Raw genomic sequence first — 12,954 nt, 5'->3', positions numbered from 1 at the left:
TTTTTGTTGTCTTTTGATTTTCCCTAATGTGAATGTATGATTCGATTTATAAAGACAACAAAAAATGCCGTAAAACTCAACAAAATTTACAATGTAAACGTTAACAATTTACATTAAAATGTGATTGTAAGTTCAATTAACACAAATAGCTTAGAAGAAATACGATAAATAGATTCTACATCAGGAGATGAAGAGATGATGGAAATAGATGAAATCTACTCAACGCTAACATTAGAAGAAAAGGTATCCCTACTATTCGGAAAAGGGATGTGGGAGATTGCTGGTATTCGCGACATTCCAGATGTGATTATGGTAGATGGACCTCATGGTGTTCGTAAACCAATCGACATTCATACTACTGGAATATTCGAGGGGAATAATGCAGCGACAGCTTTTCCTATATTAGGAGCGCTTTCTTCAACTTGGAATGTCGATTTAGCCTACCAAGTAGGAGAAACATTAGCAAATGAATGTCACCATTACGGTGTTCATGTACTCTTGGCACCTGGGGTGAATATCAAACGAACTCCATTAGGAGGCAGAAACTTCGAGTATCTTTCCGAAGATCCGATTTTAGCAGGTGAAATAGCTAGTGCTTATATTAATGGTTTACAAGAAAACGGAATTGGTACGTCTCTTAAACACTATGCAGCGAATAATTCTGAATTTGAACGGATGACGATTAGTTCAGAAGTTGATGAACGAACACTACGTGAAATTTATTTAACTGCTTTTGAAATCGCTGTGAAAAAATCGAATCCTTGGCTTGTCATGACTTCTTATAATAAAGTCAATGGTTACCGCTCGGAAGAGAACCCGCTTTTAATGAACCAAATTTTGCGAAGTGAATGGAATTATAACGGTGTAACGATTTCCGACTGGGGAGCTGTGACGAATCGCTTAAAAGGATTGCAAGCTACACTAGATATTGAAATGCCAGGACCATCTCTTTCTAGACAAAAACAATTAGTCGAACAGATTCGTAATAGCGAAGTCGATGAGGCTGTGGTTGAAGCTAGTGTGAAACGAATCCTTGAATTAGTTGTGAAAGCGATTGAAGGGAAAAAATTTGCGAAAGACACTTATGACTTCGACCAACATCATTTAATCGCAAAGCAAGTAGCTGTTGAAGGAACAGTGTTATTGAAAAATGATAACGATGTCTTACCGATCAAAAAAGAGAAAACGAAATCGGTGTTAGTGATTGGCCAACATGCAATTAATCCTCGGATCGGCGGTAAAGGTGGAAGTGCAATGGTTACGCCGTATAGCTTAGACATTCCATTGGAAAAAATGAAGGAAATTGCTGGTGATGATATTACGATTCATTATGTGAGTGGATATGATGATTTTGATCCGAGTAAAAACGAAAGGAATCAGAAAGAAGCGATTGCTTTAGCGAAACAAGTAGACAAAGTCATTATCTTTGCCGGAATACCAGAAGAATTAGAGGAGGCAGAGGGATTTGATAAGGAAGTGACTAAATTGCCAGAGTCACAAATCAATCTTATCTTATCTGTTGTACAAGAACAACCGAATATGACAGTTGTCTTATCGAATGGTTCGCCACTAACAATGACTGGCTGGATAGATCAAGTACCTGCCTTAGTTGAAGGCTGGTTCGCTGGACAAGCAGGTGGAAGTGCGATTGCTGATATCTTATTCGGTTTAGCCAATCCATCGGGTAAGCTGTCTGAAACATTCCCTGAACATATGGCCCATAATCCGGCGCATTTAACTTCCCCAGGTGAAAATGGCAAGGTTCATTATCATGAAGGAGTCTTCGTAGGCTATCGTTATTATGATAAAAAGAATATCAAGCCACTGTTCCCATTTGGACATGGTTTATCTTATACAGAGTTTACGTATGAATCGATTCAAGTGAATAAAAAAGCAATAAACGATACTGAAACAGTTGAAGTGTCTGTAACGGTTCGTAATAGTGGAGCAATGGCTGGAATGGAAGTGGTCCAACTTTATGTTCATGACTACGAATCTAGTGTGATTCGTCCATTAAAAGAACTAAAGAAATTCGAAAAAGTTCATTTACAATCTGGTGAAGCAAAGCAGATTACCTTTACATTAGCGAAACGTGATTTTGCATTTTATGATATGGCTTCTCAAGGATGGCGTGTTGAAACAGGATTATTCGATCTTTTAGTTGGACGTTCCGTATCGGACATTCGTTTATCGACTACAATTCATGTAACATCGACTGAAGTGAAGAAGCCTGTATTTACACAAAAAAGTTTAACAAAAGAATGGTTACAAGATGAAAATGGCAAGAAAATTATTATGGAATTCTTTGCTCAACTTAGTGACGAATTGAATGTGAAAGATAAATACACCTTATCTTTTCTTAAGGAATGTCCAATTCCAGCGGTGATTTCTCTATTCGGTCAAAAATGGATGGATACCAATGATGCTGGTGCTGCATTAGATCAGTTGATTGCCCAAGTTAATCATGAAAATAAAACTTCTGAGGGGGGATTGTAAGTGAATAAGTTAATTAATTGGATGAATGAAAAGTTTGCGCCCAAATTAAACAAGTTTACAGAAAATGTGTGGATTTCCTCCATTTCAGAAGCGATCATGATTATATTACCAATGATCCTTGTTGGTTCATTGTTAACCTTATTCTCGATTTTAAATGATTTTATCTCTTGGCTGCCTAATTTATCACCAATAACGACATTCAGTTTCGGATTATTTGGCTTGTTTATCTCTTTCCTAACGCCATACTATATTATGGATAAAAAAGGCTATGATAAAAACAAGATCATTGCTGGTGCAACTGGACTATCACTATTTTTAATGCTCTTATCACCAACAATCTCAGATGATGGGAACATTAGCTTTATTTTAGAAAGACTTGGACCAACTGGCATGATGAATGCACTAATTGTCGGTATGTTCGTCGGCTTAGTGATGAGTATTTTTAAACGCTTTTCATTCTTTAAAAAAGGCAGTGAGCTTCCGGAATTTATTATAGAATGGATTGATTCATTAGTTCCGATTACCTTTATTTTACTTGTAGGTTGGGTATTTATTTATCAACTGCAAATTGATATGTTCGATGTGATAGTAGGAATGCTTCAACCACTTACGTTAATTAGTCAAAGCTTTGCTGGATTTGTGATCATTAATTTCATTCTCGTTTTCCTTTATTCATTTGGGATGAGTCCATGGGTATTAATGCCAATCTTAATGCCAATCTGGCTACAAGCGATTAATGAAAATGCTTCACTTGTTGAACAAGGATTAGATCCAGCTAATATTAACACATTTGAAACGTTTTTCTCTGGCTGGCTTGGAGTCGGAGGTTTAGGTGCAACACTGCCATTGGTGATTTTGCTACTCTTTGCGAAATCCTCTCGCTTAAAATCTATTGGGAAGACAACACTCGTTCCGTCCTTATTTAATATTAACGAACCAATCGTTTATGGAGCAGTTGCCTTTAATCCAATCTTAATGATTCCTTTTTGGCTAAATGCATTAGTATCACCAATCATTGTATACATTGTTCTTAACAGTGGACTTGTTCCAATTCCGAGCATGCTATTCCAGCTCTGGTATACGCCACTTGGTATATCAACGTACATTATTTCAGGGATAACTGGATTAATTTTACTAGCAATTGTTTTAGCGATCATGTTCCTCATTTGGTTCCCATTCTTTAAAGTGTACGACAAACAAGAATGGAATAAGGAACAAGGAAAATAAGAAAATATGTATAGTTAGTAGAAATGGACTTACCTCTGTCCAGTATACAGCTTTAAAAAAGGCTATGACCATATTCACGAAAAAGGAACGGAACGAGACATCATCGAGCATATTGAAACAGAGAAGGCGCATCATCCAGTCCAACTGATGGACCGTGTATTAAAGGTGCCCAAAAGCACGTAATTATCATTCTTTCCACAAGAAACCGAGCGTCTACGAGGGAGAAAATCAAGCGATTACAGAAAGAATTCGAACGATTCACAAAGCCAGCGATGGACGATATGGCGTCCTGAAAATTCATTATCATCTGTGCGGAAATCGTGTGGAGAAATCGAAGCAATTGTTTGGGAAAGGCAAGACAAAACAATGGATGTATTTTTTAATGATTTTATGGGTTTCTTCCTTGTTAAGACACCCAGAACCATTCATGCATCTTCCTTATAATGAATCGAATAACAGCCAAATCCACATACAGAAACCTAACAAGAAAACCATCTGCTTCTTGTTTCGTATAAACCTTTACTTTCTCTCATATATGAATATAAGAGGGGAATTGGAGGTGGTGGAGTTTGGTATCAAGAAGTTTAAAATGGACGACAGGCGGTCTTGAGGCTCTTTTGGGCATTCCTTACATCAGTCTTGCATTTGTCGTATCATGGGAGTGGCGTCCGCTTGTTATTATGTTATTTTTACACATGTTCGCTTTGTTTTACAGTGCGAAAGAAAAAACCAACAAAACAGCTTCTATCTTAGGGATTGTCACATCCATCGTCGGGTGGATTCCTGTTGTCGGCGTGGGCATGCATCTTGTCTCCGCGTTCTTCTTACTAAAAAGTGCAGCCAAGCATAAATCGGTCACGGAACAAGAGACACCGACAACGTCTAATTGAAATGCATAGGATGAAACAACGCGTGACTTGAATCAAAATAATCCTTTTGTCACAGGAGAGCAGCATAGTCCTAAAAAAGACCTATTGCAGGCTTATTTGGCATATCTTTCTTTAGTCACATGGACGATTATCTTGTAGAAATGGATCTACTTTAAGTACTCATTGATGTTAGCTTGATGGGAATGTGGCCATTACACCTACATGCATTTTCGTACGCTCATGCTGGACACATGAAAGAAGCAGGAAACATAATTGGTTCCTGCTCCTTTTTTTACAAAGACGTAATCCACATGCGTTGAATGATTATTCATGATGATCATATTTGAATTATTAATTGCCTTCTGTTAAATCTGAACTCACTTCTTCTAATAATGGCGGAATAGGTAAAATGACATCGACGGTTGTTCCTTTATTGATTTCACTTTCAATTGTGATCTTTCCTTGATGCTCTTCAATAATTTTATAACACATCATTAGTCCTAAGCCAGTTCCTTTTTCTTTGAGACTGTAAAAAGGTTCTCCAAGGTATGGAATACGCTCTTTTTGAATCCCACATCCTTGATCAATACAACGAATTAAAACGCGGTTGTGGTCGAGTTTCATTACTTGGACCACTATTTTTCCTCCACTTTGCATCGCTTCAATAGCGTTTTTAAAGATATTGATAAATACTTGTTTTAATTGATTCACTTCGCATCGAATTAATGGAATTTCGGCTTCCGCCTCAATGATGATTTGTATATTGTTCATGATCGCTTCAGGATAAACAACAACTGAAACCTGTTCGATTAACAATCTTAAATCTTGGAGTCGAATAGTGACAGCCTGCGGCTTAGCTACTGCCATAAATTGATTGGTAATTGATTCAATTCGGTTGATCTCAGATACCATCACATCCAAATACCAATCATTGTTTTCACTTATAGAAGATTGTAATAAACTCAGAAATCCTTTGACGGAAGTCAATGGATTTCGAATCTCATGGGCAATTCCTGCTGATAATTGGCCGATTACAGCAAGCTTCTCCGATTTTCTTAATAATTCTTCCGTTTGCTTCAGTTCTGTGATATCACGTCCTATGATCACAAGTGCTTTACGCCTGCCATCAGGATAAAAAATTGGAACCTTAATAACATCGAAAATAATTGATTTGCTATCAGATTGTGGAATCACTTCTTCACTTCGGGTAACACAGCCATTTTCCCACGTTTTTTGATCTGATTTCTCACAACAAGATAATGTATCTCGATAGAACTCATTATAGGCAGCCAATTCACTATCTTTTTTACCTTGATAAGGAACATTCTCAAACTGAAAACAAGAAATAGCATAATCGTTCGCTTCAAGCCATCTTCCTTCACCATCTTTAAAGAGAACAACATCAGGCATGGCATTAATTAAAGTACGTAATCGTTTCTCACTTTCTTTCAATGCTTCTTCCATTCGTTTATGTTCCGTAATATCCCTTAAGATGTATACAAAAGCTGTCACATTTCCCTTCGCATTTACAATTGGGGAAACGAAGCTGCTAACATCAATGAAACTTCCATCTTTTCGTTGCCTAATCGTATCAAACGACATAACATGCCTGCTGTTCAATATTTTTTGATGGATTTCGTTACACTCATCAATCAAAAAATCGGGAACGATAGATAGTTGTCTTCCTATTACTTCTTGTTCAGTCCAACCAAATACTTCTACAAAAGCTTCATTCACTTTTATGACATTACATTGTAAATCGAAAATAATAATAGAATCCACTGTATTTTTAAGGAATAAGCCCAATTGTTGTTTGGTCGATTGCAGATCTTCTTCCATTTTCTTATTTTTGGTAATATCTTTTACAATTCCATAAACTCCAACAATCTCATTATCTATAAAAATCGGGAAATTATTTACTTTTAAATCTACTCGGTATCCATTTTTGTGCTTAAACGCCATCTCATATTCCTGTGGCTTTCCTTTCATTGTTTTTTCAAAATATTTCAATCCGTTTTCTAGATAATCTGGCAGAAATAGTGATGGAAGTGTAATCTTTTGAAGTTCTTCAACCGTGTATCCAATCAATCTCTCCAAAACCGGATTCGCATCCAATAAATTTGCCTGTAAATCACAAGAATAGATACCATCAGGATGATGATCAAAAAGGGATTTATAAAACTCTGCACATTTAATCGATTTTTTCACCATAACTTGTTCCTTGTCATTAAGATTGGGAGTTAAATCCCTACTATTTATACTTGATAAAGATTGGAGCGTTCCATCTATCACACTAGGGAGGGAATATTTTGTAGCAAAGGATATGTCCTTAGAACTTGGTATGGTTGGAGGAATAACGTGAACAACGGCACCGATAGGCATTCCTCCATAAATATACGGGGTTAGTTCAAAGCGCCAAATTCCTTTTGGATGTTCATATTCCCAATGTTTCCTTGAGGTTAAGGATAGCGATAGAGAAGGGGTGCTGACCAAGAAATGGTTCGAATCGATCAAACCTTGTTCATATAAAATAGGAGATGCTTTAATCACTTTCCATCCGCGATCTAAAACTACTAAATAGGACTTTGACTGCCGAGAAATATTTTGGCTTTGATAATATTCGAATAGCTTAGAGCGTTCCAACTTTAATTGGTTAAGCAGCATCCGAGCTCCATCTTGTGCCGCTGAAGTTACTACTGACAAAAAATGAGGATGATTGACTGCCCATAGCCCTGTTAAATCAATGACTCCCAAAATTTTTTGGGTAGCTGGATCACGGATAGGAGCAGCCGTACATGTCCACTTTTGTACCTCTTGACAAAAGTGTTCTCCAGCAAACACTTGAATCGGAGAACCGGTGGCAATTGCTGTTCCAATAGCATTCGTACCTGCGTTATTTTCTGCCCAAGATGAGCCAGCGACAAAATTCATATCTTCAGCTTTGAGCATTAAAGACAAATCTCCGTCTAAATAAACAATATCGCCGGAAGGATTACAAAACGTTATCAAATGGCCGGAATCCATATACATATCCTTTAATTTCGTGAGTACCGGTTTTAAAGTGCGAAATAAGGGATCTGTTGACACATATTCCTTAATTTGTTCTTCATTGAGGTTGATGGAAGTCTTACTTTGAAGCGGACTGATTCCATGTTCCAAACAACGTTGCCATGAATCATACATTAAAGATCGGATTGTTGGGGTTGTGTTATTACCAGTAATAAAATTTTCCCATTCATGTTCAAGCTTTAGCTTTTCTATTTTCGGACAAGTATACTTATCCAGAGCTATTAGGTTATTCATTACCATAGCTATTCCTCCAAATAAATGTATTATCATGGATTTTACGTCAAAATGTTAGTGGGACCCCTGTAACGAAAATAAACAACCTTATTCATTCTGATCAGAATAATAAGGTTGCTTACACTTATTTCCTTACTCATTATGTTTATTAACTCTTTCATTGCTATAGAATCTTATTTTAAGAGGGCTTAATGATTAACTCATACTAGAGTTTTAAAACCAAACTAATACCCAGCATATACATAAGCATGACTTCACCTGCCGTTAGTATCACCCACTTTTATATATTAGCTATAGTTTGTTAAGCATACAAAAAATTTTTTTTGTTGTAAATACTTAAAATTATAAATTTTCAAAAAACAGATTTTATTGTAAACAGATTAAGCAAAAGCCTAAAATGATGGGAGTGAATGGTCTCCATTTTACTGGACAAGCGTCATCAGTGAATACCAAGCCTCAGGATGACCATCGCTTTTCCAGTCTACATTTGCTCCGATGTCTTGATTCTTTCATTAGGAGTACAGATGATATGAATAAGAAAAAAAGGAATGTTATAGATAAGGCGTATGAATTATTTATTGAACGGGGATATCATGCTACGTCCATATACGAGTAACGCTTTTCAAAAGGAGCAGGCAACAATGGCAGTGAAATGGTTAAAAATGTATGCCTTTGAATAGCTATGTGGATAACGATAAATGCCATTTCTCTCATCTTAAAACTTTTCGAATTTAAAAAAGAAAGCGCAACGTTTCCGGGGTGGTAATCACCATTTGGAAGCGTTGTGCATTTTAAATAAAAGCTTCTTGGGGAATTTTTCAATGAAACGTCAAACAGGTTTATTTATTGTTTCTTATCCCCTTCTGGAGCATTGACATCTGGATCGAGCTGATCATCGATTTCACCATCCCCAATCCCATTATTTTGATCGAGTCCATCGTCTGGATTGTTGTTTTCATTCGCAGGATTGTTTTCTGGATCGAGCTGATCATCTTCGCCATCATCCATTCCATTATCTTGATCAACGCCATCGTTTACACCGTTGTCTTCATCGACAGGGTTGTTTTCTGGATCTAACTGATCATCGACTTCACCGTCATCCACTCCATTATCCTGATCTTTTCCATCTGCACACCCGGCTAGTCCGCCAAGTGTTAATGTAGCAGCCATTCCACCAACGATTAATTTCTTTTTCCATTTAAAATCCATTTCTATGTCCTCCTTTATCTAAATCTGAATTATTATGTAGCATACCCGTTGTTTTAAAGTTTAAACAAAGACGAAATATCAACAGGAATGCTTAATAAAGCCTTTATGAAAAGGTGTAAAATTCCTTCTACGGAAGTATTTTAGAAATAAAATTGCATAATCGTTTTTATCGATTTTTCGTTAAGTTATCGGAATAGGCAGGTATTAATAGGAAACTAAACGAAGTTATTCAATCAATTGCTATTCTCTTATTTATGATCATGATAGGGGCTATTCTCAGGAGTTGATTTTACGATATGGACGGTCGGGGTGCTTATGCTTCAACGGAATAAATTTTTTGATATCCAAACATTCGAATCCATAATTAACATACCAATTATCGTGATTGTAGGAGGATTGGTTATGGCTTATTTTCATGTTAAACCTCCGTTTTTGATCATTAATCTTGTGGATTAATTAGGAGCACTATTAGCGATGTTTTATATAGGGATGCTCGTCATGACGTTACAGGGGACAAAAGTGAAAGAATACGGATCGAAAGTATGGCTGCCTTTAACAAATAAATTGTTCATTTTTCCTGCACTAGTCGCTTTGCTCATGATCTTCTTAAAGAGGAACCTATTTTTAGCCGAACGGCCATAAATAAATAAGCAGCCAAGTGCTTTTTTAACAAAGTCTTGGCTGTTTTTCCTATTTATAGTAACTAAATTTAACCTAGAACGAATTAAAAACGAAAAGAAACGATTATCTAAATATATACAAATGATGTAAGAGAATCCTTTTTCTTTATTCATCTCCTAGCGGCTGCACCTGCTGCAATCGCTCCTTATTTTGATTTAACTGCTCTTGAAGTCTGTTAACGGGTTCTAGATGCTCACTGTTTTGGAGCGCATTATTGAGCGCATTATCTGCCCGATCCATCACATTTTGTGCTTGTTGAATCAATTGCGGAGTAGGATGCGATTGAGCTTGTTCTACAGCTGTCGTTACATGATCTACAGAATTACGCAATTGAGAGATGACATTTTCATTTTTCCAGCTCACTTTCGTGTGGTCCACCATAGTAAAATCCTCCATATCATTTTTTTGATAATAGTACGCTCTTACTATGCAAAAACAGCCCCTTTTTTATTCATAAGTTTTATACATTCATTCCAACAAATTTATTGGGCACTCTATCTTTCGTCTCGTGATGACAGAACTTGTTTTACATGCTTTAGACAATGCTGTTTCTGTCTAACAGACGGAGCCTGACCTCATTTTGCATATGGATCTTGGCTTGCCATACACGAGTAAAGATGTTGGCCAGGCGCTTGAAAAACAAGAAATCATTCTGTCTTTTAACCGCAAAGGATGCCTGTACGATGTGTTCGAGTTATTGACTTAAGTCCAGTTTGACTTATAAACATTTAAGGCGTTTATTGTAAGTTGTTTAGGGATTTTTCATAAATATTTTAGAAAGTTTTAAGATATGTGTGATAAGGTTCTTTTAGATTATTAATGAATGATCTCTAAATGTGAAAGTGTGGTTTGTAAACGAGATTTTCGAACTTTAAGAACAAGCCAATTATCAATAAAAATTTTCTAACAGAGTGAAAGGCGGATAAGGAGTGATTAATCATATCGATTAAAACGAGATTTTTGTTGTCTTACGTTGGAGTGATACTTATCTCTATTGCTTTACTGTTGGTAGCAGGGTTTTTAATTATTTTTACGATTACAGGCGATATAAAATCGATAGAGCATTTTTACAAAAAATCGTATGTTCAAAAACCATTAACTACAGTAGAAGAAAGTGTGTTTCTCGATTTAAAGCTATTGGCTAAAAATAATCCTGAGCAGCTTCTAAACGAAGAGCAGCTGAAGAAGATTGAACAGAAGGATATCGAAATTGTCGTTAGGAAAGATACGAATGTCGTGTATGCTTCCCCAACACTTGACAAGCAGTCATTGCTTAAGTCTCTTCCTGGATTTGAAGAAACGAACATTAATACGCGTGATACGATAAAAATGGAAAAAAATTTTTTCACGTATGTGAAGTTTGACTTTTATTTTTCAGATAAAAGCAAAGGAAGCATTTTTGTGTTGACAAAGGCAAGTTCCTATGCTGAGTTGATCCGAGAGTTGTTTCCCATTTTATCGGGCCTGTTGCTTTTTCTGTTTATCATGATTATTGGACTTTTGAACTATTTAGTTTCAAGAAGCATCATTAGGCCCATTTCCATTCTTAAAGAAGGTGCAGAACGAATCAAATCAGGCGATTTAAATTTTGAAATCAAGGTTACTTCGAATGATGAAATCGGACAATTGAATCAAACGTTTGAAGAGATGAGAATAAAATTAAAGGAGTCTGTAAATCTCCAGCTTCAGTACGAGGAAAATCGAAAAGAGCTTTTGTCCAATATTTCGCATGATTTGAAGACACCCATTACTTCGATTATTGGATATGTTGAGGGAATCAAAGACGGTGTGGCAAATACTCCACAGAAAATGGACAAGTATTTATCAACTGTATATTTAAAAGCAAGAGATATGGATTCATTAATTGATGAACTGTTTTTATTTTCAAAGCTGGATTTAAAAAAAGAGCCCTTTACTTTTGAAACTGTCGAACTGAATAACTATATGAGAGACTTCGTTGAAGAACTTTATCTCGATTTACTTCAACAAGGAATCCGGATTGACCCTCAACTTATAGATCAGCCTGTTTATGTGACAGCAGACAGAGAGAAATTAAAAAGAGTAATGGCTAACTTAATCAGCAATTGTGTGAAGTATATGAATAAAGATCAAAAGAACATTATCATTTCTCTACAGGAAGGAATGAATGATGTCACTGTACAGATAACAGATAATGGGCATGGAATAGAACCTTCCGCTTTACCTTACATTTTTGATCGCTTTTACCGTGCTGAACAATCCAGAAATTCTCAGACAGGAGGAAGTGGCTTAGGACTTGCAATCGCAAAACAAATTATCGGGGAGCATGGAGGGGATATTTGGGCTACTAGTGAGATAGGAAAAGGCACAAGTGTCTTCTTTTCTTTAAAGAAAGGTGAGAAAATGTGAAAAAAATATTACTTATTGAAGACGAAGTAAGCATTGCAGAATTGCAAAGAGATTATTTAGAAATTAATGATTATTATGTCGATATTCAACATACAGGTGATGGTGGACTTCAACAGGGTCTTCAAGGAAATTATGATTTAATTATTCTCGATATTATGCTTCCAGGAGTAAATGGATTTGATATATGCAAACAAATACGCGCTGTTAAAAACATTCCTATTTTGCTTGTATCCGCTAAAAAGGAAGATATCGATAAAGTTCGAGGTCTCGGTTTAGGGGCAGACGATTATATTACTAAGCCATTTAGTCCAAGTGAACTAGTAGCAAGAGTGAAAGCGCATTTAGCACGTTATGAACGTTTAGCAGGAAGCCAAGCGATAACAAATACCATTTTTGTCCATGGGATTTCGATTGATAAGTTGGCTCGTAAAGTTCATATTAGCGGAGAGGAAATTCCATTTACTACGAAGGAATTCGATTTGTTAGTGTTTTTTGTGAAGCACCCTAATCAAGTGTTGAGTAAAGAGCAGCTTTATGAACGTATTTGGGGGTTGGAGTCAGCTGCAGATGTTTCAACTGTGACTGTCCATATCAGAAAATTACGTGAAAAAATCGAGAGAGATCCTGCACATCCAAAATTTTTGGAAACCGTTTGGGGTGCAGGATATCGCTTCAATGTTTAAATAGTGTGTCTCATGTCCTGTCACAAAGGTGGCGGGATTTTTTTATAAATATTAAGAACTTTTATTAATAAGTTTATCTTTTTTTAAGAAATTGTTTA

At 36.3% G+C, this 12,954-nt stretch carries 10 protein-coding genes; 7 read left to right on the top strand and 3 right to left on the bottom strand.

Going from position 1 to position 12,954, the window contains the following annotated elements; genetic code table 11:
* Nucleotides 1-195: 195 nt before the first annotated feature.
* The 3 genes from A3M5_RS0110165 (at nucleotide 196) to A3M5_RS0110155 (ending at nucleotide 4,613) form a co-directional block, all read left to right on the top strand.
* On the top strand, nucleotides 196-2,496 hold the full coding sequence (locus tag A3M5_RS0110165) for a glycoside hydrolase family 3 C-terminal domain-containing protein (protein ID WP_018393658.1): 2,301 nt from the start codon (nucleotides 196-198) through the stop codon (nucleotides 2,494-2,496).
* Nucleotides 2,497-3,723: a PTS sugar transporter subunit IIC gene (locus A3M5_RS0110160; RefSeq protein ID WP_018393657.1), complete on the top strand. Its 1,227-nt coding sequence runs from the start codon at nucleotides 2,497-2,499 to the stop codon at nucleotides 3,721-3,723. It abuts the gene before it with no gap.
* A gap of 569 nt (nucleotides 3,724-4,292) precedes the next feature.
* Complete coding sequence (locus A3M5_RS0110155) at nucleotides 4,293-4,613, top strand: hypothetical protein (protein ID WP_018393656.1); 321 nt, start codon at nucleotides 4,293-4,295, stop codon at nucleotides 4,611-4,613.
* A 330-nt stretch (nucleotides 4,614-4,943) separates the two neighbouring features.
* On the opposite strand, the gene A3M5_RS24735 is transcribed toward A3M5_RS0110155, so the two are convergent.
* A complete protein-coding gene (locus A3M5_RS24735; protein WP_018393655.1) occupies nucleotides 4,944-7,901 on the bottom strand; it encodes a PAS domain S-box protein in 2,958 nt (985 codons plus the stop codon).
* Between the two features lie 837 nt (nucleotides 7,902-8,738).
* Complete coding sequence (locus tag A3M5_RS22820) at nucleotides 8,739-9,104, bottom strand: hypothetical protein (protein WP_018393654.1); 366 nt, start codon at nucleotides 9,102-9,104, stop codon at nucleotides 8,739-8,741.
* Between the two features lie 474 nt (nucleotides 9,105-9,578).
* Between A3M5_RS22820 and A3M5_RS25390 the strand changes: the two genes are divergently transcribed.
* A complete protein-coding gene (locus tag A3M5_RS25390; RefSeq protein ID WP_018393652.1) occupies nucleotides 9,579-9,746 on the top strand; it encodes a hypothetical protein in 168 nt (55 codons plus the stop codon).
* Nucleotides 9,747-9,890: 144 nt separating this feature from the next.
* On the opposite strand, the gene A3M5_RS0110125 is transcribed toward A3M5_RS25390, so the two are convergent.
* Entirely contained in the window at nucleotides 9,891-10,166 is a 276-nt protein-coding gene (locus tag A3M5_RS0110125; protein ID WP_018393651.1) for a hypothetical protein, read from the bottom strand.
* 199 nt (nucleotides 10,167-10,365) lie between these two features.
* Between A3M5_RS0110125 and A3M5_RS26445 the strand changes: the two genes are divergently transcribed.
* From A3M5_RS26445 to A3M5_RS0110115, 3 genes are all read left to right on the top strand, one after another.
* Nucleotides 10,366-10,491: a hypothetical protein gene (locus tag A3M5_RS26445; RefSeq protein ID WP_286130610.1), complete on the top strand. Its 126-nt coding sequence runs from the start codon at nucleotides 10,366-10,368 to the stop codon at nucleotides 10,489-10,491.
* A 233-nt stretch (nucleotides 10,492-10,724) separates the two neighbouring features.
* Entirely contained in the window at nucleotides 10,725-12,173 is a 1,449-nt protein-coding gene (locus A3M5_RS0110120) for a sensor histidine kinase (RefSeq protein WP_026221668.1), read from the top strand.
* The gene (locus A3M5_RS0110115) at nucleotides 12,170-12,856 is read left to right on the top strand and encodes a response regulator transcription factor (protein ID WP_018393649.1); all 687 of its coding nucleotides are present in this window, start codon (nucleotides 12,170-12,172) and stop codon (nucleotides 12,854-12,856) included. Before A3M5_RS0110120 ends, A3M5_RS0110115 begins: the two co-directional genes overlap by 4 nt.
* Nucleotides 12,857-12,954 lie beyond the last annotated feature (98 nt).

Source organism: Bacillus sp. 37MA, assembly GCF_000372765.1.
Lineage (GTDB): Bacteria > Bacillota > Bacilli > Bacillales > Domibacillaceae > Domibacillus > Domibacillus aminovorans.
Note: the sequence above shows the minus strand (reverse complement) of the source record. Positions and strands in the feature narration are given on the sequence as shown.

Coding starts and splice junctions, on each gene's coding strand:
- A3M5_RS0110165 (WP_018393658.1), top strand. CDS start 196: ATGATGGAAATAGATGAAATCTACTCAACGCTAACATTAGAAGAAAAG.
- A3M5_RS24735 (WP_018393655.1), bottom strand. CDS start 7,901: ATGGTAATGAATAACCTAATAGCTCTGGATAAGTATACTTGTCCGAAA.
- A3M5_RS22820 (WP_018393654.1), bottom strand. CDS start 9,104: ATGGATTTTAAATGGAAAAAGAAATTAATCGTTGGTGGAATGGCTGCT.
- A3M5_RS25390 (WP_018393652.1), top strand. CDS start 9,579: ATGTTTTATATAGGGATGCTCGTCATGACGTTACAGGGGACAAAAGTG.
- A3M5_RS0110125 (WP_018393651.1), bottom strand. CDS start 10,166: ATGGTGGACCACACGAAAGTGAGCTGGAAAAATGAAAATGTCATCTCT.